21 protein-coding genes and 1 pseudogene are annotated in these 21,636 nt (G+C 64.9%); 5 read left to right on the forward strand and 17 right to left on the reverse strand.

Annotation, left to right across the window (positions count from 1 at the left end; genetic code table 11):
• Nucleotides 1-133: 133 nt before the first annotated feature.
• The 7 genes and pseudogenes from cysK to VW23_RS06940 form a co-directional block, all read right to left on the reverse strand.
• Complete coding sequence (cysK, locus tag VW23_RS06915) at nucleotides 134-1,189, reverse strand: cysteine synthase A (RefSeq protein WP_069908850.1); 1,056 nt, start codon at nucleotides 1,187-1,189, stop codon at nucleotides 134-136.
• A gap of 97 nt (nucleotides 1,190-1,286) precedes the next feature.
• The gene (locus VW23_RS06920; protein ID WP_069908851.1) at nucleotides 1,287-2,243 is read right to left on the reverse strand and encodes a small ribosomal subunit Rsm22 family protein; all 957 of its coding nucleotides are present in this window, start codon (nucleotides 2,241-2,243) and stop codon (nucleotides 1,287-1,289) included.
• Nucleotides 2,240-3,085, reverse strand: a complete 846-nt coding sequence (locus VW23_RS06925; protein WP_069908852.1) for a patatin-like phospholipase family protein — start codon at nucleotides 3,083-3,085, stop codon at nucleotides 2,240-2,242. The genes VW23_RS06920 and VW23_RS06925 overlap by 4 nt, the downstream gene beginning before the upstream one ends.
• Nucleotides 3,086-3,241: 156 nt before the next feature.
• On the reverse strand, nucleotides 3,242-4,099 hold the full coding sequence (clpX, locus tag VW23_RS06930; RefSeq protein WP_280138975.1) for an ATP-dependent protease ATP-binding subunit ClpX: 858 nt from the start codon (nucleotides 4,097-4,099) through the stop codon (nucleotides 3,242-3,244).
• A 54-nt stretch (nucleotides 4,100-4,153) separates the two neighbouring features.
• Nucleotides 4,154-4,324 (reverse strand): annotated as a pseudogene (locus tag VW23_RS29645) (CBS domain-containing protein); the annotation flags it as partial.
• A 160-nt stretch (nucleotides 4,325-4,484) separates the two neighbouring features.
• Nucleotides 4,485-6,371: a hypothetical protein gene (locus VW23_RS06935; protein WP_069908853.1), complete on the reverse strand. Its 1,887-nt coding sequence runs from the start codon at nucleotides 6,369-6,371 to the stop codon at nucleotides 4,485-4,487.
• 169 nt (nucleotides 6,372-6,540) lie between these two features.
• The gene (locus tag VW23_RS06940; RefSeq protein WP_176730347.1) at nucleotides 6,541-6,873 is read right to left on the reverse strand and encodes a hypothetical protein; all 333 of its coding nucleotides are present in this window, start codon (nucleotides 6,871-6,873) and stop codon (nucleotides 6,541-6,543) included.
• A 145-nt stretch (nucleotides 6,874-7,018) separates the two neighbouring features.
• On the opposite strand from VW23_RS06940, the gene VW23_RS06945 reads away from it, so the two are divergent.
• From VW23_RS06945 to pip, 4 genes are all read left to right on the forward strand, one after another.
• Nucleotides 7,019-7,474: a DUF4864 domain-containing protein gene (locus VW23_RS06945; RefSeq protein ID WP_069908855.1), complete on the forward strand. Its 456-nt coding sequence runs from the start codon at nucleotides 7,019-7,021 to the stop codon at nucleotides 7,472-7,474.
• Between the two features lie 98 nt (nucleotides 7,475-7,572).
• Nucleotides 7,573-7,731, forward strand: a complete 159-nt coding sequence (locus tag VW23_RS28905; protein WP_176730348.1) for a hypothetical protein — start codon at nucleotides 7,573-7,575, stop codon at nucleotides 7,729-7,731.
• Between the two features lie 85 nt (nucleotides 7,732-7,816).
• Complete coding sequence (locus VW23_RS06950; protein WP_069908883.1) at nucleotides 7,817-9,019, forward strand: pyridoxal phosphate-dependent aminotransferase; 1,203 nt, start codon at nucleotides 7,817-7,819, stop codon at nucleotides 9,017-9,019.
• A 2-nt stretch (nucleotides 9,020-9,021) separates the two neighbouring features.
• On the forward strand, nucleotides 9,022-9,981 hold the full coding sequence (gene pip / locus VW23_RS06955; protein WP_069908856.1) for a prolyl aminopeptidase: 960 nt from the start codon (nucleotides 9,022-9,024) through the stop codon (nucleotides 9,979-9,981).
• A 138-nt stretch (nucleotides 9,982-10,119) separates the two neighbouring features.
• Here pip and VW23_RS06960 read toward each other — a convergent pair whose 3' ends face one another.
• The 4 genes from VW23_RS06960 to VW23_RS06975 form a co-directional block, all read right to left on the reverse strand.
• A complete protein-coding gene (locus tag VW23_RS06960) occupies nucleotides 10,120-11,214 on the reverse strand; it encodes a hypothetical protein (protein WP_069908857.1) in 1,095 nt (364 codons plus the stop codon).
• A 193-nt stretch (nucleotides 11,215-11,407) separates the two neighbouring features.
• Nucleotides 11,408-12,250, reverse strand: a complete 843-nt coding sequence (locus tag VW23_RS06965; protein ID WP_069908858.1) for an aldo/keto reductase — start codon at nucleotides 12,248-12,250, stop codon at nucleotides 11,408-11,410.
• Between the two features lie 948 nt (nucleotides 12,251-13,198).
• Nucleotides 13,199-14,185 carry a magnesium/cobalt transporter CorA gene (corA, locus tag VW23_RS06970; protein WP_069908859.1) on the reverse strand — a complete coding sequence of 329 codons (987 nt, stop codon included), beginning with the start codon at nucleotides 14,183-14,185 and terminating at the stop codon, nucleotides 13,199-13,201.
• Nucleotides 14,186-14,439: 254 nt separating this feature from the next.
• A complete protein-coding gene (locus tag VW23_RS06975) occupies nucleotides 14,440-14,934 on the reverse strand; it encodes a hypothetical protein (RefSeq protein ID WP_069908860.1) in 495 nt (164 codons plus the stop codon).
• Between the two features lie 123 nt (nucleotides 14,935-15,057).
• On the opposite strand from VW23_RS06975, the gene VW23_RS06980 reads away from it, so the two are divergent.
• A complete protein-coding gene (locus VW23_RS06980) occupies nucleotides 15,058-15,741 on the forward strand; it encodes a GNAT family N-acetyltransferase (protein ID WP_069908861.1) in 684 nt (227 codons plus the stop codon).
• Nucleotides 15,742-15,795: 54 nt separating this feature from the next.
• On the opposite strand, the gene VW23_RS06985 is transcribed toward VW23_RS06980, so the two are convergent.
• From VW23_RS06985 to VW23_RS07010, 6 genes are all read right to left on the reverse strand, one after another.
• Entirely contained in the window at nucleotides 15,796-16,689 is an 894-nt protein-coding gene (locus tag VW23_RS06985; protein WP_069908862.1) for a LysR family transcriptional regulator, read from the reverse strand.
• A gap of 3 nt (nucleotides 16,690-16,692) precedes the next feature.
• Nucleotides 16,693-17,655 (reverse strand): thioredoxin-disulfide reductase, encoded by a 963-nt coding sequence (gene trxB, locus VW23_RS06990; RefSeq protein WP_141728248.1) that lies wholly within the window; start codon nucleotides 17,653-17,655, stop codon nucleotides 16,693-16,695.
• Nucleotides 17,656-17,813: 158 nt separating this feature from the next.
• The gene (gene greA, locus VW23_RS06995) at nucleotides 17,814-18,287 is read right to left on the reverse strand and encodes a transcription elongation factor GreA (protein ID WP_069908864.1); all 474 of its coding nucleotides are present in this window, start codon (nucleotides 18,285-18,287) and stop codon (nucleotides 17,814-17,816) included.
• A gap of 199 nt (nucleotides 18,288-18,486) precedes the next feature.
• Nucleotides 18,487-20,160: a hypothetical protein gene (locus VW23_RS07000; protein ID WP_141728249.1), complete on the reverse strand. Its 1,674-nt coding sequence runs from the start codon at nucleotides 20,158-20,160 to the stop codon at nucleotides 18,487-18,489.
• Between the two features lie 97 nt (nucleotides 20,161-20,257).
• Nucleotides 20,258-20,755, reverse strand: coding sequence for a hypothetical protein (locus VW23_RS28500; protein ID WP_069908866.1), 498 nt, complete (start codon nucleotides 20,753-20,755; stop codon nucleotides 20,258-20,260).
• A 345-nt stretch (nucleotides 20,756-21,100) separates the two neighbouring features.
• The gene (locus VW23_RS07010; protein WP_055045318.1) at nucleotides 21,101-21,310 is read right to left on the reverse strand and encodes a cold-shock protein; all 210 of its coding nucleotides are present in this window, start codon (nucleotides 21,308-21,310) and stop codon (nucleotides 21,101-21,103) included.
• Nucleotides 21,311-21,636 lie beyond the last annotated feature (326 nt).

Genomic DNA, 21,636 nt, shown 5'->3' on the forward strand with positions numbered 1-21,636 from the left:
CCCTCCCCCTAAACATGGGGAGGGAGACCAAAACACTGGCTTCCCAGTAAGCGTCTCCCTCCCCCTGATTCAGGGGGAGGGATCAAGGGTGGAGGTCAGCCCGCGCCGGCCGAACCGATAGGTCTTCGCGGAACTAAGCCGCCACCTTCGGCGGCAGCTGCTGGCCCGGGGTAGACACCGAGATCGCTTCCTCTTCCGGCGACATGTCGGCCGGCACGTCCGCGAATAGCGGGGTCGAGAGGTAGCGCTCGCCAGTATCGGGCAGCATCGCCAGAATGGTCGAGCCGTCGGGCGCCGTCTCGGCAACCTTCAACGCCGCGGCGAAGGTCGCCCCGGCGGTGATGCCGACGAAGATGCCTTCCTTCTGCGCCAGCTGCATCGACTGCTTCATCGCATCGGGGCCGGCAATGGTCAGCACCTGGTCGATCAGCTTCTCGGTGACCGCCTCATTGGTGATCCACGGAATGAAGTCGGGGCTCCAGCCCTGGAACGGGTGCGGCTTCCACGCCGAATGGCTGCCGGTGGCAGCATGGTCGGCGCGCCGCTCTTGGCCTTCACCACTGGTCAGCATCGGCGCGCCTTCGGGCTCGGCGACGATGATCTTGGTGTTCGGCATCTTGTCGCGCAGCACCCGGCCGACGCCGGTGAGCGTGCCGCCGGTGCCGAAACCGGTGACCCAGTAGTCGAGCGGCTCGTCGGAGAAATCGCGCACGATCTCCTGTGCGGTGGTCCGCGAGTGCATGTCGGGGTTGGCTTCATTCTCGAACTGGCGGGTCTGGAACCAGCCATTCGCCTCGGCCAGGGCCTCCGCCTTGCGGATCATGCCGTTGGCGCGCTCGGCCGCCGGGGTCAGCACCACCTTGGCGCCGAGGAACCGCATCAGCTTCCGCCGCTCGACCGAAAAGCTTTCGGCCATGGTGACGACCAGCGGATAGCCCTTGGCGGCGCAAACCATCGCCAGCCCGATGCCGGTATTACCCGAGGTGGCCTCGATCACCGTCTGGCCCGGTTTCAGCGCGCCGGACTTCTCGGCCGCCTCGATGACGCCGAGCGCCAGGCGGTCTTTCACCGACCCCAGCGGATTGAACGCCTCGACCTTGACGTACAGCTTGACGTTTTTCGGGCCCAGCTTGTTGATCCGGACAACCGGCGTGTTACCGATGGTCCCCAGAATATCCTTGAATTTCATGGTTCTTCCTCTTGGTGCCCCACTCAACCAAGAGAATACGCTTCGGCCTCGGGAGCGACAAGTGAACCTATGGTACGGAATTGAGGAGACGACCGGCTTAGCCGTCTGTCGCATCGCCCCAATCGAGCTTCTTCGCCGCCTTGAAGGCCGGCTTGTCGCGGCTTGGTACGACCCGCGTCTCGAGCCCATCCGACCCGCACACCGCCAGCGTCACCGAGAACTTGTTCTCTTCCGGCCGCCGCAGCACGCGCCCCGGCGCCGGCGCACCTATGTCCGGGCGCGCCACAACCAGGTAGCTGTACTTCTCGTCCTCGTAGCCGAGCGTACCGCCCTTCATCCGCATGTGGTCGCGGCTGCGGCTGAGCCGCACTGCGAAGTGGCACCAGTCCGGCTCGAGCAATGGGCACTCGCGCTCGTGCGGACACGGTGCCAGCACCCGGCCCCCGAGTTCGATCAGCCGTCGCCGCACCCCCATCAGCCGCTGGTAGTCGCGCGGCCGACCGGGCTCGATGATCGCCAGCACACCGTCGCTGTGCCGCCACAACCGTTCGGCTGCCGCCAGCATCTCGGCATCCGGCAGCTCGGTCAGCGCATAGGCACAAGTCACCAGGTCGTATCGGGTTACCAGCTCGAACCGCCCGAGATCAGCCTCCAGCAGCTCTGCATTGGCGAGCCCGGTCCCTTCGGCCAGCGTCCCCGCCAGCGCCAGAAACGCCCGGTTGTGATCCATCAGCGTCGGCGCAATCCCCGAGAACGCTTCCGCCACCGCCCAGCCGGCAGTGCCCGGCCCTGCCCCGGCATCGAGCAGTGTTCGCGGCGCGAAGTCCGGCGCCCGAGCCTGCAACTCGCCAAGCACCGCTGATACGGCCGCGTACGTCGCAGGCATTCGGCTCAGCGCATAGGCAATGGCGTCGTCTGCACCGCCGATCACCTGCCGCGACGCGCCGCGTTGGCGATAGTGCTCGGAGATGCGTGCGGAACTGTCCCCCAGCCCCTTGCGGCCCTCTGCAAGTCGCCGTACCGCGGCGGCGAGGTCAGCTGGCAGGTCGGTCAATGCCCCCTCGCCTTGCGGATGCTGTGGGCCAGCAGCGCGTCGGTCACCGCCCGTTTGAACCGATCCTTGTCGCCGGCCGCATTATCGACGATCTCGCGCACCCGCCAGAACTCGCTGCCGCCGAACGGCCCGACCTCGGCCCGGACATAAACGTCCGGGGAGTATTGCAGCACGGTGGCGTCGACCAGCTTTTGCGACATGATCTCCGTCGCCACCACGGCGGAATCGGTGATGCTCGGCTCACGCGAGGCATCGAGCAGTTGCGGCGTGCGATGCACGTCGATGCCGATAAGCACGTCGCACTTGCCGGCAATCAGCCCCAGCGGCAACGGGTTGGTGACGCCTCCATCGATGAAATACCGACCCTCGACGTTCACCGGCCGGAACAGGCTGGGGATCGCCAGCGACGCGGCGATCGCCGGGCGCAGCGGGCCGGAGTCGAACACCACTTCCTTCCAGGCGTAGAAATCCGTCGCCACGACCGAGAACGGCACCTTGAGCGCGGCGAAATCGTCGGGAAACCCATCCGGCAGGAATGCCGTGGTGATCCCCTTCGGGTTCACCTGCATCGACAGGCCGTCTTCGATCATCTGCTTGAAGCTGAAGCGGTTACGATTCCACAGCGTCGAAGCGATCTGCTGCAGGCTGCCCAGCACGCCATAGGCATGTTCGCGCAGCTCCGCGCCGGTCATGCCGTTGGCCCAGCCCGAGCCGATCAGCGCGCCGATCGACGAGCCGGCGATGATTGAGGGTTTCAACCCCAGCTCATCCATCGCCTCGATGTAGGGAATGTGTGCCAGGCCGCGCGCCGCGCCGCTGCCGAGTGCCACGCCGATCCGCATGGTGCCGCCTCCAGTCCGCCTTCTTATGCGACGGCGCCGCCCCAAATGAAAAGGCCCCGCCGATGGCGGGGCCTTCGAACTCTTGCTCATCGAGCGTGTTCAGGAAAAGTTGCAGACTTTTCCGGTTCGAACGCGCGACAAACAAAAACTCTCGGATCAGGCGCTGGTGGACAGCGCCTCTTCCTTCTTGCGCTCGGCATAGATGTACAGCGGACGCGCGTCCTTGCCGTTCACCACTTCCTCGCTGATCACCACTTCTTCCACGCCATCGAGCGACGGCAGGTCGTACATGGTGTCGAGCAGGATGCCTTCGAGGATCGAGCGGAGGCCACGGGCGCCGGTCTTGCGCTCGATGGCATGCTTGGCGATCGCCTTCAGCGCATCCTCGTGGAAGGTCAGTTCTACCTCTTCCATCGAGAACAGCCGCTGGTACTGGCGCACCAGCGCATTCTTCGGCGCGGTCAGGATTTCGATCAGCGCGGGCTCGTCGAGATCTTCGAGCGTCGCGAGGATCGGCAGGCGGCCGATGAATTCGGGGATCAGCCCGAAGCGCACCAGGTCTTCCGGCTGCACGTCCTTCAACAGGTCACCGACGCGGCGATCCTTGGGATCCTTGACCACGGCCGAGAAGCCGATGCCCGAGCCCTCGCCACGCGCCGAGATGATCTTCTCGAGCCCGGCAAACGCGCCGCCGCAGATGAACAGGATGTTGGTCGTATCCACCTGCAGGAATTCCTGCTGCGGATGCTTGCGGCCGCCCTGCGGAGGCACCGAGGCAACGGTGCCTTCCATGATCTTCAGCAGCGCCTGCTGCACGCCTTCGCCCGACACGTCGCGGGTGATCGACGGGTTGTCCGACTTGCGGCTGATCTTGTCGACGTCGCCGATCGAGACGATGCCGGTGAGTTTGCCGGCCTCGACGATGGGGATGTGGCGGATGCGGTGGCGGGTCATGGTTTCCATGAGGTCCGAAACCGAGCTGGCCGAGGTGCAGGTGATGACCTTGCTGGTCATGACGTTGCGCACCGGGCCGGCGAGAACCGCAACGGGGTCCTTTTCGAGGTGACGGACGACGTCACGCTCGCTGAGGATGCCCGCGACCTTGCCCTTGGCGTCGACGACGACCACGGCACCGATTTTCTTGCTGTTCAGTATCCGCACCGCTTCGGAGAGCGGCGCGCCGGCTTCCACCGTGAAGACGGTGTGGCCCTTGGATTGAAGGATAGTCTCGACTTGCATCGTCAGTCCTCCTCTCAGGCGGCCATAGTGCGCCAAAGGTGAGGAACGGACAAGAGTCCGATAGTCTGAGGTGGAAAAGGGGGCCGCTAGTGTGGCGGCCCCCCTCTTACCTCCCCCGTGGGGGAGGGCGCTGTTCAGTGGATGTGGAAAGACCTGGTCTTTACTGCGCGGCGGGAGCCTTGAGGTCGCGCTTTTCGTCCTGGGTCGACGGGGCGGGCGTATCGAGCACCGGCAGTTCGACCGGTTCGCCGCTGGCTTCGGCGACGACGTTGAGCTTGCCGGCCAGCGCCGCCGGGTTGGTCTCGGCGGCAGCGAGGTCGGCGAGGCCGATGCCGGCTTCGTCCTTGGCGGTGATGGTCAGCTTCAGGTGCGAAGCGCCGCTGAGGAAGGTGCCGAGCTGCTGGGCAGCGGTCAGCGCTTCGGTGGTGTTACCGAGGAAGGCGAGCGTCATGCCTTGGGCCATGCCGGCGACGGCAGTGCGGAAGGCGGCCTCGGATTGGCCGGCATCCTTGGCGCCGGCGGCGAAGGCGAGCGCGCTCATGCCTCGGTCCTCGATCTCGATGGTGACGTCACGCAGGGTGAGCAGCATCGCGGCCATGGTGGCTTCGTCGGTGTTGTCGGCGAACAGCGATTGCGTGGCGTTGCCGAAGGTGCCCGAGAGGTTGACGCGCCCGAGCGCACCCATGTCGATCAGCACGTCATCGACCTTGATGGTCTGCGTCGCCTGGTCCCAGGCGAGCTTGGTGCCGAGCGAGATATCGAGCTTGTCGATGCCGCGGGCGAGGAGATCGGCCACCGGCAGATCGGTCATGTCGGCAGTGATCGGCAGGATGAAGTTGGCGAGGTTCAGCGAAATGTTGGCCGGAATGCCGTTGACGTAGTTGCCGAGCGTCGCATCGAAGGCGCCGAGGGTGCCGGTGATGCGCTTGCCCGAGGATTCCGGATCGGGCACGTCGATGGTGAGATCGGTGAGGCTCATGCCGTCGAGCGCCGGGACGAGCTTCCGCCAATTGGCGGTGAAGTAGGCCTCATCGAGCGTGGTGGCCGCTTCGATGGCCGCGATGGCGGCGGTGAAGTCCATCTGCTTCCAGGTGAAGTTGCCGAACTTCAGGAAGCCGTCGTTCTCGACGGTCATGTCGAAATCGTCGAGCGAGATCTCGGGGTAGATGGCGGGCTCGAAGCCGCCGACGGTGATCGGGCCCGAGGCAACGGTGAGCGGGTTGCCCTTGTCGTCCTTGCCCGAGCAGCTGAAGCCCTCGAAAGTCATCGGCGTCGAGGAGAAGGCGGTGAACATGTCGGCGTAGAAGCGCACCAGCTTGGCGACCGTCTCGGGCGCCACGTCGGTGCCGGCCTTCTGGGCGGCCTCGGCTTCCATGACGAGGGCGTTGATCTCGGTCATGCTCTGCTTGAGCGGGCGGGCGCTGAAGCTGCCGAGCTCGGCGGCGCCGAAGTCGCAGTTGACCACGTCGCCGCCCTTAAGGCTGCCGCCGGAGAATTTGAAGTCGGTATAGACCTCTTTCATCTCGGTGCCGGCGGTGGCGGTGGTGAGGCCGTAAAAGCCGAGGAGACTGGCCAGATCGAAGCGGCTGGTCGACATCTCGCCGAACGTGGCGGTGAGGTTCTCTGGGCCAGTCAGGTCGGCCGAGCCGACATGGGCGCTGGCGGCGACGCCATCGGCGATGTTGTTGAGGGTGATGTCGCGATAGGTAATGACGAGGGTGCCGGCGCCTTCGCCCAGGTCGCTGGTCATCCTGAGCTCAGGGATGCTCAGCGAGGTGGCGTCGAGGGTGGCCAGCGCATCGAGCGCGCCCGGGGCGCCGGTAAACAGGCCGCGCACCGCGCCTTCGTTGATGTTGCCGTCGACCACTTCAACCGTGGGGACGGCGATGTCGTACATCGTGCCGGTGGCGCCTTTGATCTCGATGCCGGTGACAGAAAGCGTTTCGGCGGAAGCGCCGGTGACGGCAAAGCCGGCAAACACGGAGCCGAGCAGCAGGGCACGCATCGGACGCAGGCGGCCGAGCGGGGCGGAGGCGATACGGGTCATGTCGGTTTCCTCAGTCGCAAAATCATGAGACGCCGCGTCCCGCGCTCACCTTGGGTGAGGGAGGACACGGCGCGGGGAACGGCCCGAAGTGAGCGTCACCGGCTTCTAGCCTAGCCTAGCTAACGGGAAGATGAACGGCGACGCGCGAAACGCGTGGAATTATGCCGTTTCAGCCTTCGCCATGGCCGGGCTTCCAGGCGGCAAGCGGATTGGCCTGGCGGGCCCTGGGCGGCTGCAGGCCCTCGCGCAGAATGGCGCGGACGACTTCGATGAGGATGGCGAAGAGCAGGGCGCAGAGCGGCACGAACAGCAGCACGACGGCGGTGTCGATCTCGCCGGCGCCGATGATGGCGCGGGGCGGGATGATACCGAGCAGCAGCGCGATGCCGGCGCCGACGAAGGTGAGCGAGAACGAGATGGCTGTCGCCGCACTCAGGGCGTTGCGGAACAACGGCCGCCGCAATGACGGTCGCTTCGGCTGGGGAAGCTTGGTGGGAGACATGAGGACTCGCTGAACAGGCAGATCACAACGCAGTGATAAGGCCCACTGAATGCGCGGATGTTTCGTTGCTAAGTGGGTGAAGCGGGTACGATTTGAAGGCCATCGTGTGGCGAGAACCCGCCGGGCGACGTTGGGGAGATGGGATATGGGACTGTTTGCAACGGGGCTGAGGCTGGTGCTGGCGGGAGTGCTTGCCGCATTCCTGACGATCGGCATGGAGGCAAGGGCCCAGGATCAGAATACCGAGACGGTGACGCTCGAGCCATGGCAGAGCGTGATCACCAGCCAGATCGAGGCGTTCCGGACCAAGGATGCGGCTGGGGCATTCAGCTATGCCGGAGCAGGCTTTCAGGTAGCGTTCCCCAGTGCCGAGGCGTTCTTCAACGCCATCGTGACGGCGGGGTACGCACCGATCATGGACTCGCGCTCGCACAGCTTCGGCAAGTTCCAGAAGCTCGGCGACAAGGCGGTGGCGCAGGAGGTGAAGTTCATCGGTACCGACCAGGGTCTGTACAGCGCCATCTACATGCTGGCCGAGGAGGCCAATGGCTGGCGGGCGCAGGGCGTGCAGCTTGCCAAAGAGGCCGGCGTCGGAATCTGAGCCTTCCTGAGCCGAGAATGAACGGCGGTATCAGTGAATGTTCAACGGGTTGGAGCGAAAAGCGGGTAATTAGAGTCACGTTGTCCAGGATGTTCCCGTTGAAGCTCCTCGCCCTTTCCGCCGTCCTCGCCGCCATTCTCGTCAGCCTGATGCCCGATGGCGAACAGGCGATGGGGAGCAGCAAGAGCAGCGTGCGGGCCGATGGCACCGAGATCTCACTGCCGGCGCATACACCGGTGCCGGCCCGGGCCGTTTGACCTCCCCAGCCGTTTGACCAACGTCCCGGTTGTCTCTGGGCAATCGAAGCCTTAGAGATTTCCCGCCATTTCCAGGGAGATGATCTTGGCTTTCCTGTCCGACGCCCTCGGCCGCATCCAGCCGTCCGCCACCGTGGCGATCAACTCCAAAGCCGTGGAGATGAAGCGGCTGGGGCAGGACGTGATCTCGCTGGCCGCGGGCGAGCCGGATTTCGCCACGCCGGAGCATGTGCGCGAGGCGGCGATCCAGGCGATCAACTCCGGCAAGACCCGCTATACCGCGGTTGACGGCATCACCGAGCTCAAGGAAGCGGTGGCAGCCAAGTTCAAGCGCGACAACGGGCTCGATGTCACCGCGGCCGATTGTTTCGTCTCGTCGGGTGGCAAGCAGATCATCTTCAACGCCCTGATGGCGACGCTGAACCCCGGCGACGAGGTGGTGGTGCCGGTGCCGTACTGGGTGAGCTATCCCGAGATCGTCCGGCTTTGCGATGCCGACCCGGTGTTCGCGGTGGCCGATGCCTCGACCGGCTTCAAGCTGAAGCCGGAAGTGCTGGAAGCCGCGATTTCGCCCAGGACCAAGTGGCTGATCCTCAACACGCCGTCGAACCCGACCGGCGCCGCCTATACGCGCGACGAGCTGCGCGGGCTGGCCGATGTGCTGCTGCGGCATCCGCACGTCCACATCCTCACCGACGATATCTACGAAGTGCTGGTCTATGACGGCGGCACGTTCGCCACCATTGCCGAGGTGGAGCCGAAGCTACAGGAGCGGACGCTGACCATGAATGGCGTGTCGAAGTCGCACGCCATGACCGGCTGGCGCATCGGCTATTGCACCGGCCCGCGGGTTTTGCTCACGGCGATGAACAAGCTGCAGAGCCAATCGACCACAAACCCCTCCTCGATCTCGCAATGGGCAGCTGTGGAAGCGCTGAACGGGCCGCAGGACTTTCTCAAGGGCTGGCGTGAGGTGTTCCAGGGGCGGCGCGACCTGGTGGTCGCCGGGCTCAATGCGAACACCGGGCTCGACTGCCTGACCCCCGAGGGGGCGTTCTACGTGTTCCCATCGGTCAAGCGCCTGCTCGGCAAGACCTCGGGTGGCGGCCGGGCACTGACCGATGACGCGGCGTTCGTTCTGGCGCTGCTCGAAGAAACCGGCGTGGCGCTGGTGCATGGCAGCGCATTCGGGCTCGCCGGGCATATGCGGTTGAGCTATGCGGCCTCGAACGCGCAGCTCGAGGATGCAGTGAGCCGCATCCAGGATTTCTGCGCCAGGGTGAGCTGACGATGCTCCCGATCACCGAACCGGTCGCGAGCGGCTGGCTCGAGGTCGGGGATGGCAATGCGATCTGGTGGGAAGAGGCCGGCAACCCCGATGGCGCGCCGGCGCTGATCCTGCATGGCGGACCGGGCTCGGGGTTCTCGACCTGGATGCGGCAGTTCTTTGACCCCCGGCGTTATCGGATCATCGGCTTCGACCAGCGCGGTTGCGGCAGGAGCACGCCGCATGCCTCGGGTGAGGGTGTCGATTTCTCGGTCATCACCACGGCGCACCTCGTCGCCGACATCGAGCGGCTGCGGGCGCATTTCGGCGTCGACAAATGGGTGATCTATGGCGGCTCGTGGGGCACGACGCTGGGGCTTGCCTATGCCGAGGCGCATCCCGAGCACGTCGCGGCCATGGTGTTCGGCGGCGTGACGACGACGCGGCGGCGCGAGATCGATTGGCTCTATCGCGGCCTGGCGCCACTCTACCCCGCGGAGTGGGAGCGGTTCGTCGCCGGCGCGCCTCCGGGGACACCAGAAGATGGGCTGATCGCCGCCTATAATGACCTGCTGTTCGATGCCGATCCGGCAGTGCGCAACCAGGCGGCGCGGGACTTTCACGATTGGGACAATGCGGCGGTCTCGGTTGCGGCGCAGGTCGGCCGTCCGTCCGATGGGGTGGATCCCAAGCGGTTGTTGGCGCGTAGCCGGATCGTTACGCATGTCTTTCGGCACGCAGCGTGGATGGAAGAGGGCAGGCTCCTGGCTAATGCCGATCGGTTGCGCGGCATCCCGGGCGTACTGGTGCAGGGGCGGCTCGACCTGCAGGGGCCACTGGTGACGGCCTGGGAGCTGGCCCGGGCCTGGCCGGAGGCGAAGCTGGTGGTGATCGACGGGGCGGGGCACTCGGCCGGCGATGCCGGAATGCCGGAAGCGATCACCGCGGCGCTGGATGGATTTGCTGGGCGTGATCACCGATAGAGACGGCCCCCTCCCGGCCTCCCCCATGAAGGGGGAGGTGAAGAGTCGAGGCCGTTGCTCAATCGTGCCAAGCACACTGGCGGGGCACCTCCCCCTTCATGGGGGAGGATGGGAGGGGGCCTTCTGTTTCGGCTCTGCTCAGAGATAATCCATCAAACTCATCGACCCGCTGTCGCTGCCACCGAACGATGACGACCCCGTCGCCTGGCTGAGCAGCGAGCCGAGCTTGCTGGCGGTCTGGTAGTTGGAAACGGCGGCGGCGTAGAGGTTTTCGGACCAGCCGGCGGCGGCGCGTTCTTCGCTGCTCATCGCGCCATAGAGCGAGATGACGTTCTGGGCGAAGCCGGCAGGGTTGCCGGTGCCGGCGGATTTGAGGCTTTGCAGCAGCGCGGCGCCGGAGCGCGAGCGCATTTCCATCGAGGCGGTGCGGACCTCGGTGGCGGAGAACTTGCCGTTGGAGTTGAGCGCCACCGAGGCGAGCGAGCGGCTGTCGAAGTCGGAATAGTCGGGCTTGCCATTGCCGCTGGTCTTGTACTGGGCATCGAGCGTGGCGCGGGCGTCGCCGGCGACGTCCTTGATATCGCGCGGCTTGCCGGTTTCGCCGCCGGCGAGGCGCTCCATATAGGCGTTGATCGGATCGTTGGGCACGGCGCCAGGCAGGGTCGAGGGCTTGGCCTCGATCTGCTTCAGCATCTCCTCGAGTGCGGCGCGCTGGTCGACATAGGCGGCGGAGGCTTTCTCCTCGGGGCCCATGGCGTCGAAATAGGCGAGGGCGGCGACATAGAGGCCCTTGACGCTGCCGGTGACGCGACCAACGGCAGTCGGGCCGGCCATCGCCTGGTCGAAGCGGTTCTGCAACTCGATGGCGGCGGCCTTCTGCTCGTCGGCGGTGAACAGCTGGTTGGAATTGGTGCTCATCGCATAGAGCTCGCGGCGATCGACCTTGCTGAGATCGAGCGCGAGCTTGCCATCCTTCAGCGGCGTGGTGAGCTTGGCGTCGGCGAGCAGCTTGTCGAGGGTGGCGCGCGCCTCCGTCGTGACGGTGGCAAAATCCTTGATGGTGGTCAGCGCCGCCTTGGCGGCATCGGACAGCGTGACGTTGGTGGCGCCGGACTCGCTGGAGCTGGCCGCGGGCGGATTGGTCAGCGCCTGCTGGTGGGCCTTCTGCGCATTGGCGATGATCTGCGCGTAGGTCAGGGAACTGGTGCTGGTCGCGGTGCCGACGCTGGTCATGGGTGCCTCCGGGCGGTCGCGCCTTACCATGCAGGCGGCGTGCCAGCGCGAAGGGCCGGGATTCCGGGCTTTGCTGCGGAGCGAAATGGGGCAGGCGGCAGGAAATGCCGGGTAGGGATTGCTGGTCGCGCAGGACTCTCGGTAATCCTCCCCCGCGGGGCGGGGGAGGATTACCGCGCAGCCGGTGGTCCTCTCAGATCATCTCCAGCGCCTGCTTGCGGCGTGGCGGTGGGAAGGCGGCGTCGAGGGCGGCCTGTTCTTCGGCGGTCAGCGAGAGATCAGCTGCCGCGCGGTTCTCGGCGACGTGGTCGAGGCCGGTGGCCTTGGGGATGGCGATGACGCCGGGGCGAGCCAGCACGAAGGCGAGGGCGACCTGGGCGGCAGTGACGCCGCGGGCATTGGCGATGCGCTGCAGCGACGGGTGGCGGAGCATGCGGTTGTCGTTGCCGAGCGGCGAGTAGGCCATGATCGGCATGGCGTGCTCGGCAGACCACGCCAGCAGGTCGTACTCGATGCCGCGGGCGGTGAGGTTGTAGAGCACCTGGTTGGTGGCGCAGGCCTTGCCCCCGGGGACGGCGAGCAGCTCTTCCATATCGTCGACATCGAAGTTGGAAACACCCCAGGCACCGATGGCGCCGGAGCGCTGCAGGGTTTCGAAGGCATCGACGGTTTCGGCGAGCGGGTGCCGGCCGCGCCAGTGCAGCAGATAGAGCTCAATATGGTTGGTGCCGAGGCGCTTCAGGCTCCGCTCGCAGGCGGCGATGGTGCCGCTTCGGCTGGCATTATGGGGCAACACCTTGCTGACCAGTTGTACCTCGTTGCGGTGGCCTTTGATGGCTTCGGCGATCACCTGCTCGGCACCACCATCGCCGTACATCTCGGCGGTATCGAGCAGCGTCATGCCCAGCTCAATGCCGCGGCGCAGCGCCGTGACCTCGTCGGCGTGGCGGCGGCGATCCTCGCCCATGCGCCAGGTGCCTTGGCCGAGCGAGGGCACGGATATGCCGGAGGGAAGGGCGACGGTGGGAAGAGTCATGAGCGGCCTCGCGTTATGAGAGCAGCCTAGCGTGGCCGGCGCGAGGGGCAACCGGAGGGCCAAAAGAAAAAGGCTCCGCTCGAGGGGATGAGCGGAGCCTTCAGAGGCCGGCTCGCCGAAGCGGGCGACCCATCGAAGCGCAGCCAGGGAGGAGGAGCGGCTGCAATTCGTTGAGATGACTATCGGGTGATGCGGCGAACGGAACAATCGCCAAGTCGGAACGTCAGCCATGCGCTGGGCGCGAGGCGACCGGGCCACAAAGATCAGCCAAAGCAAAAAAAGAGGCCCCATCCGAAGATGGGGCCCAATGAAAAGGACCGAAGTCCAAATCTAAAGTGGTGGCAAATGGACGAGGGAGGAGGATACGCCATTTGCCGATGGCCCTAAGTCGAGGGAGGAGGATACGACTTCGGACCGGTGTCGCAGAGCAGGACCGAGGGAGGAGGATACGGTGCGGCTCACATCGACAGTCACAATATGCACTTTGACCGTTTGGTCCACAATGCGGAGTTCAACATGCCAGCTATGCAGTTTGCGCAGGCATAGGTCAGTCATGCTGCCGTGACGCATGCGTCAATCACCTGCCGCAGAGCAGCTGGTTTCGGACGTTCGTACGGGGAGAAAAAACAAGGCCCCGCTCGAGGGGAGAGCGGGGCCGAGTAGCAGCCGTTGCCGGCTACAGGGAGGAACAAACAACGAGCGCGAGGAGGAGGAGGGAGATGCGCTCAGCTGCTGTCGAGCGGGGATATATGGGGTGAGTGCCGACCCAGCAACCGAGGAGTATCGAATGAGGGGCATGCGTTTTTCGCATGGCTGTTAAGTCGATGAGTTTGCTCGTGTATTGCGGTTTCCGGCGTGCGTCGTGGCGTCGCACGCCGATGTGATCGCGACGCCAAGTGCTTGATTGTGACGGTTTTTTGTCAGATTCGACGGGCGAATCCCTAGGGCTTAGAGCCAGCCGCTGCGTTTGAAGAAGGCGTAAGGGACGATGGCGGAGAGGACCATGAGCCCCAGCGCGAATGGATAGCCCAACGGCCAGCTTAGTTCGGGCATGAACTCGAAGTTCATGCCGTAGATCGAGGCGACGAGGGTGGGCGGCAGGAACACCACGGCGGCCACCGAGAAGATCTTGATGATCTGGTTCTGCTCGAGGTTGATCAGCCCAAGCGTCGCATCGAGGAGGAAAGTGATCTTGTCGGAGAGGAAGGCGGCGTGGTCGCTGAGCGCCGCGGCGTCGCGCTGCAGGGTCTTCAGGCCCTGACGCAGTTCCTTGGTGGCCTTCACGTCGGCGCTTCCCAGGGTCTGGTGGAAGCTGGTGAGCCGGGTGATCGAGACGAGACTCTCGCGAGCCAGGGTGAGGACATCGCCCTTCTTGCCGATGCGCTCGATCAGCGACTGCAGGTCGCGGGTCTTGCGGGTGGGCTTTTTGACCTTGTTGCCGAAGACCTCGCGCGAAATCTGGTCGATGCCGTCGCCGGTGTTCTCGAGCAGCTGCGCCAGACGGTCGATGAAGGATTCGAGCAGGCCGATCATCACGCGCTCGCCGCCGAGCTCGCCCGTGGTGGGACGGGAGACCAGGCGCTCGTAGAGGCGGAAGGGCTTTGGATCGGCATAGCGCACCGTCACCAGCTGGTCGTTGCGCAGGACGAAAGTGATCGGGGTTTTGACCACCTGACCGGCTTCATCCTCGATCAGCGCGGTGATGGTCATGAACTCCGCCCCTTCCTCGCTGTAGAGGCGGGCGGAAGGCTCGATGTCCTGCATCTCGCGGCGGGTGGGGATGTCGATGCCGAGGCAGGCCTCGACGAACTTATCCTCCTCGCGCGTCGGGTCGGTAAGCGAGTACCAGACGGCGCCGGTCAGCTCAGTGCCGGCGGCGGGGTCGAAATCGGTGGGAGCGAGGCGGTCGCCTTCGCGGATATAGGCACGCAGCATAGCGGGGCTCCAATAGATGGCCGGGCCGGCGCGCCTGGCCCACCTGTTTGCCGCGAGATCGAACCGGAAAAGTCTCAGAACTTTTCCTGATCTCGCTTCTGGAGCCTAGAGCGCCGGCAAGATCGAAGATCGACTTCGACTGTCGGGGTTCATTTTCAGTCCTTGATGAAGGTCCTGACGCAAGCGTCCGGAACAGAGCCGCAATGCGCCTTTGTGCGCGGGGCGTCAAGGGCGAAGCAACGCGCGGAAATACACTAGTTGGCGAAGGCAGAAACCAGCACCGAACGCAGGTCGCCTTCGGTGGCGTAGGCGAGGTTCTCGATGCGCCAGAGCGGCTCAGGAAGGTCCGGCTGCGCCACAAGGATCAACTGCAGATGATCGGTGAAGTTGGCGTCGGGATAGTCGGGGAAACCGTAGGCGATATCGACCACGGCGCGGTCGGCCTCGAGCGTAACGGCGCCGACCTTGCACTCGGCCGCATAGTCGGGGAAGGCCTGCCAAGGGATACCGTCGCCGAGCGGCGGCTTCTCGTCGGGGTGGGTTTGCTGGATGGCCGCGTTCTTCGCCTCGGCTTCGGCGATCGCCGCGGTGAGCTCAACGGTCAACAGCCCCCCGACCGGCGCCATATCGTTGCCGAGGCGCGAGATGCAGAAGATCTCGCCGATCTGTTCGGGGCTGATGCTGACCATCTGGGCGAAAGACGGTGTGGCGACGAGGCAGAGCGCGGCGGCAATAACGAAGCGATGCATGAAGGGTCCCCAGAATTTTGCTCGTTTTAGCCGAGGCGACTGAATTGCCGATGAACGCGGGGGAGTTGGGAAGTCGCGGGCGGGATGGTAGAGGCGTGGCGCGCATTCGAAGGACTTTCAGGAATGACCAACTTCTCCCTGCTCGACGATCCGGCATGGCACGCCTTGACCACCGACCACATGGCGCTCGGACAGCGCAATGGCGCGGCGGCACGCTACCGGGCCGAGCTGTCGCCGATCGGCGGGCTCGCTCGCTATGACGCCGAAGCCTTTGCCGAGCTGCGGCCGCTGATCGCGCCGGAGGATGCGGTGGGGCTGGTGTCGGCGACGTCGTACCAGGTGCCGGCGGACTGGGAAGTGCTGCAGGCCGTGCCGGTGTTCCAGATGGTCTGCGAGTCGATACAGGCGGTGCCCGACGTCGCGCCGATGCAACTGACCGCAGCGGACGCCGAGGCCGCGCTGGAGTTGGCGACAGCGACGGAGCCCGGGCCATTTCGCGCCGGCACGCTCGGCATGGGCCGCTATTTCGGGCTGCGCGCTGACGACGGACGACTGATGGCGATGACCGGCGAGCGGATGCGGCTTGGCGCGTTTACCGAGGTGAGCGCGGTGTGCACCTGGCCGGAGTTCCGGGGCAGGGGGCTGGCGAAGGCGCTGGTCGCGTATGTGTCGGGCTTGATCGCGGCAGAGGGGCGAGTGCCGTTCCTGCATGTGAAGACGGAGAACGCGGCGGCCATCGCGCTCTATGAGAGGCTAGGGTTTGCCGTGCGGAAGGGACTCACCTTCACGGTGGTGCAGCCGCGCTGAGAAGTGCAGTCGGGAGAGGGACGCCGACTGAGATTGCGGGGACGCGGCCAGCTCCTAGAACGACCACTCCCGGGCCTTGCCGACGAGGAAGTCGCGGAAGACGCCGACGCGCTTAGAGTTCTTCAGCGCCGGGGGATAGACAAAATAGGCTTCGTAGGCCGGCAGCTCGATGCCTTCGAGGACGCGCCGCAAGTTGGTTTCGCCCTCGGTGACATAGTCCGGCAGCATGGCGATGCCGATGCCGGCGCGGGCGGCCTGCATCATGCCGTAGATGGCGTTGACCTTCATCGAAGCGCGGCGCGGCGAGGAATCCGGGCGGCCGAGCCGCTCGAGATAGTTGATGTCGCCGAGATAGGACGGCACCGGCTCGCCGAACGAGATGACGCGGTGCTTGTCGAGATCCTCGACCGCCTGCGGCTCGCCGAACTCCTGGAGGTACTGCTCCGAGGCGTAGAAGTGGTTGTGCACGGTGAACAGCTTGCGCTGGATCATCTCGGACTGGTTCGGCCGGTGCAGCCGGATGGCAACGTCGGCCTCGCGCATGGCGAGATCGAGTTCGGCGTCGTTGAGCTTAATCTCGATCTGGATTTCCGGATAAAGGATCAGGAACTCGTGGATGCGCGAGCTCAGCCAGGTCGAGCCTATACCCACTGTGGTGGTGACGAGCAGGGGGCCGGTGGGCACCTCCTGGCTCTCGGACATCTGGGTCTCGACCTGCTGCAGTTCCCAATGCATGCGGTGCGCGGTGCGGAACAGTTGCTCGCCCACCTCGGTGAGCACCAGGCCGCGGGCGTGGCGGATGAACAGCTTTAGCCCCAGATCCTCCTCGAGCGCTGAAATCTGCCGCGATACGGCAGACTGGCTCATGTTGAGCTTTTCAGCGGCGTGGGTGAAGGACCCGGATTCGGCGGCGGTGTGGAAGATGCGGAGCTTGTCCCAATCCAGCATCGCCTATTCCGCCGCTTCTGCGAGCTCGAGCGATGCCAGATATTCCTCTGCGTCCAAGGCCGCCATGCACCCCATCCCTGCTGCCGTCACCGCCTGCCGGTAGATGTCGTCGGTGACATCGCCCGCGGCGAAGACGCCGGGGACGTTGGTGGCGGTGCTGCCCGGCTGCACTTCGAGATAGCCGCCCGGCTTCATGTCGAGCTTACCGGAAAAGATCGAGGTCGCCGGCGAGTGGCCGATGGCGATGAACACGCCGTCGACGGTCTTTTCGGTGACATGGCCGGTCTTAGTGTCGCGGATCTTCACCCCCTGAACCGAGCGCGGCATGTGCTGGCCGTAGACTTCCTCGATCTCGGCGTTCCAGATCACCTCGACCTTGGGGTTCTTGAACAGCCGCTGCTGCAGGATGCGCTCGGCGCGGAACTCGCCACGGCGGTGAACCACCGTGACCTTCGACGCGAAATTGGTGAGGAACAGCGCCTCCTCGACCGCGGTATTGCCGCCGCCGACGACGATCACTTCCTTGCCGCGATAGAAGAAGCCATCGCAGGTGGCGCAGGCTGAGACACCAAAGCCCTGGAACTTTTCCTCGGATTCGAGGCCCAGCCAGCGCGCCTGCGCGCCGGTGGCGACGATCACCGCGTCGGCCGTGTAGCGCGTGCCGCCATCGCCGATGAGGACGAATGGGCGCTTGTCGAAATCCACCTCGACGATGATGTCATTGATCATCTTGGTGCCGACATGCTCGGCCTGCGCCTTCATCTGCTCCATCAGCCAGGGGCCCTGGATGACGTCGGCGAAGCCGGGATAGTTCTCGACATCGGTGGTGATGGTGAGCTGGCCGCCCGGCTGGATGCCGGAGATCATGACGGGCTCGAGCATGGCGCGCGCCGCATAGATGGCCGCCGTGTAGCCGGCAGGACCCGATCCGATGATGACGACCTTGGCGTGCACCTTACGCTCCACTTACTCTGAGACTTGAGCCCAAGACAAATAGCTATGGACCAAAATAGGAGGTTCGGCGCGCACCTTTCAAGGGCACTACCATCGCCCTGAGGCGATGGAGCGCACGGACTCACCGAAAAGTCACAGCCGCCGGGCGCGACAAAGCGCCCGAGCGGGGCTCAGACGAACTTTACGTCGAGGATTTCGTAGGTCTTGGCGCCGCCTGGGGCAGCGACTTCGACCGAATCGCCGGCTTCCTTGCCGATCATGGCGCGGGCGATGGGCGACGAGATCGAGATGCGGCCCTTCGACAGGTCCGCCTCGGCGTCGCCGACGATCTGGTACTGCTTCTCGGCTTCGGTATCCTCATCGACCAGCTTTACCGTGGCGCCGAACTTGATGGTCGAGCCGCTGAGCTTGGTGATGTCGATGATGTCGGCGAGCGCCAGCAGCGCCTCGAGTTCCTTGATCCGGCCTTCGTTGAGGCTCTGCTGCTCCTTGGCGGCATGATACTCGGCGTTTTCGCTGAGGTCGCCATGGGCGCGCGCTTCAGAGATATCGGCAATGATCTTGGGGCGCTCTTCGGAGGTGCGGCGACGATATTCCTCCGACAGGGTCTTGTGACCGCTCGGTGTCATCGGAATTTTGTCCATGGCCGTCTCCAACGCAAAGAAAGGCTCCCCTGCCAAAGTCATTCGGCGTCGTCAGCATGCTGACCTGAGGGGGAGCGTCTATGTAAACTGCCTTCGGCGAAGGCTTCGGTCAAGCGGGGCGTATCCGCGCTGTGCGAGCGGTGCATATCGTTGCGGATAGGCTTGTGGTCAAGGGGCTCCGCAACCGCGTTGGCGCGGCTCAGGTGTCAGGCTGGGCGTAGTCCGCGGCGGTGAACCGCTCGAGCACGCGGTGCAGGCCCATCAGGCCATGCTGGACGTTGTCGACGCGGATCTCGTTATTGTAGGTCTCGGTGCGGATGCCGCCTTCGACGCGCTGGCGCTGGCCGATGTAGAACATGTCGTCATCGGTCTTGAACTGCAGCCGCGCCAGGCTTCTGGCGCCGCGCAGGATGGCGGTCCGATAGCTGGCCTGGCGTGGCTTGTCGTCATAGAGCCGAGCCAGCTCGAAGGCATCGATCAGGCCCTCGAGATAGACGCCGGTCGCCGAGGCATGCGGTGGGCCGAGGTGCGGCCGCTCCGGGTCGTAGAAGCGGCCAAGCAGGTCGGCATAGGGGGCGCTGTCCCATTGCTGCATCGAGAGCAGCCAATCGTTCATTTCGAAGATGAAGCCATCCAGCTCCGGCTCGTCGACCAGCTCGCGCATGACGAAATGCGCCTGTGTGTGCCACGGCACGAAGGCCGGGTTGGAATCGGCGCGGAACCAGCCGCGGTAATAGCGGAAGGCGCGCATATAGGCGTCGACGGTGACGCCGGGCAGCCCGGCCTTCAACGCGTAGGCCCAGAACAGCAGGGTCTCGCCGGGATAGAAGTTCTGGCAATCGTTGCGGTCGGCCGGGGCATAGAAGGTGCGGAAGCTGCCATCGGCATTGTGGAGGTGGTTGATGGTGGCGGTCAGCCGCGTCAGCGCTTCGGCATGACGGTTGCGGTTGGGTGACTCGAGGATGGCGAGTGCCATGAGCGCGACGCCGCCCAATTTGACCTTCTCCTCTTCGATGGCGAGGCCATAGTCGCCTTCCTCGCGGTAGTAGGTGGCAAGCAGGTGGTCGAGATTGCGGTCGGCGCGGTCGCGGGCATCCGGGTCCGCCGTGCGGGCGGCGATGCGGCCGAGGCAGATGGTGGCCATGGCCTGGCGGATGGTGTTGTCGCCGTCGGCTTCGGTGCCGCGGCTCGGCCAATACTTGTAGACGGTCCGACCGTCGGGCTGAACCTGGTTCAGCATCCAGCGCGACATGCCGCCCGCGAGCTCCGCTACGGCCCGCTGGTCCATGGGGACGAGCTCGATCGGGCGTGCGGCGCGGAACAGCGACCGAACGTCGGCGCCACCGGGCGTGAGCCGGCAGAGATACTGCTCCGACTTGAAGGTGGCCGCGGTGATCGCTCCGACGGCCAGCGCGTCGGCGGTCAGGCCATCGCTTTCGAGCAGGCTGGCGATGGCGCGCTTGGGCGATCGGTTGGAGGCGATCAATTCGGTCGGGGCGAACAGCGAGTGCAACTGGCCGCCTTCGAGCAGTGCCACGCCAAGGATGCCGGCCTGGTTATTGTCGAGCCGCCCGGAGTTGAGGTCGGCGGGAACCGGGCGCAGCGAGTGACAGAAATTCAGTTCCACCGTATCCGTCTGGCCGTCAGCGAGATCGAGCTCGTCAATCGTCTTGTCGAGCACCACGGCCAGCGTGTCACCGGCGACGCAAATGCGCTGGCGGATCTGGCCGCGCCGGCGACTGGTGGCCACCACAACGCTGCCGAGCGTCTTGGAGAAGCGGGGCAGGGCGGCGTCGCCATCGAGTGCGTCGGCCAGTGCAGCGCGCAGCGTGGTTCTGACATCGGCTCCAGCATCCATCACGTCACTTGGCATCTCGCGGTATCCTGTTGTGGCATAGCCACGCTGAAGGCTCTCGGCGCATGGGCAAATAGGGTTGCCCCGCCACTCTGAAGTGGCGGGGCAAGGTTATTCAGCGGGGAACCGGCTGGGTGCTCGGGGGCGTATCGCCGTCACCGTCGCCATCGCCATCGCCGTCGCCATCGCCGTCGCCGTCGCCATCGCCGTCGCCATCGCCGTCGCCGTCGCCGTCGCCGTCGCCGTCACCGTCGCCGTCGCCGTCGCCGTCACCGTCGCCGCTGAGCAGCGAGTGAGCTTCGAGCACGGGGCGGCGGCAATGCGTGGTGAGCATGGTCTCTTCGTCGTTGAGGCCGTAGACGGCGCTCAGAAACACGGCGTTGTCGTTGTACCAGCGCTTCTCCGACAGCACGAAGCAGCAGCGCGTGGTGAAATCGCGTGTGCCGACAAGCGGGGTGAACGCGGTGCCTTCCATGGCGACGCGGCAGCTCGGGAACTGGTCTTCCTGGATTGCGAACGCGGGGGAGGCGAGGAGAGCCTGACCGGCGCCCACCACTGCCGCGAGCAGCAGCACGGAGCGGCTGTGAGCAATGATCTGGTTACGGATAGTCATGTTGATACCCTCATCAGGTGTTGGTTTCGATGGGGCGGTTAATGATCCCTTGCCACTGAACGCGATCTGAACGCGCGGTTCATGGTGACGGGTTCTCGCGCGCATTTCCGCGCGTGCGTTGTTCACTGGTAGGTTTTCCGCAACTCTAGCGGAAAATCTGTCGTAATTCCGCTGTCGCTGGAATGACACCGGCGAACACGTCGGTGATCATACGACTTTCTTGCGGGCTTTCCACAATGGGGCCAGCGGCACCTCGAGGCCAAAAACAAAGGCGCAGCCCGAGAGCTGCGCCTTGTCTGATCTGGCGTTGATCCGGCGGGATGCCCCAAGGCATCCGATCGGAAATCAAGACGCCTGGAGGTTGTCGGCGGCGTTCTTGCCGGTCCGCTTGTCCTTGACGATCTCGTACGTCACCTTCTGGCCTTCATCGAGGCCCGAAAGCCCCGAACGCTGGACAGCGGAGATATGCACGAACACATCAGCCCCACCCTCGTCGGGCTGAATGAAGCCATAGCCCTTCTGGCCGTTAAACCATTTCACAGTGCCGGTAGCCATAAATAGTCCCTTTCGCAGTCTGCCGTGGCAGTTCCCACCCCAATGGAAACTCCGCCAATCGAATTCTTGGAATGACCTCAGCAGGCGCGTTTGAGACGCCAGGCACGAAGTGTCGGCCGCAATATTCGACGGTTAACTTGTAGACCGAAAAATTCCGCCTATCAATACGGGGTCGTGAACTGGTTTTGCCCGGCGTGCAGGGGGCACGTCGGGTTGAAATTCGATCTGACTAGCAGGCCATCGGGCCCGGGGAGTGGGGCGCCGAAGGCGTAGAGATACCGGGCGACTCGGCCCGACGAGCGGGCTTCCGCTGTCGCGAAATGCCC

This window comes from Devosia insulae DS-56 (genome assembly GCF_000970465.2).
Classification (GTDB): Bacteria; Pseudomonadota; Alphaproteobacteria; order Rhizobiales; family Devosiaceae; genus Devosia_A; species Devosia_A insulae.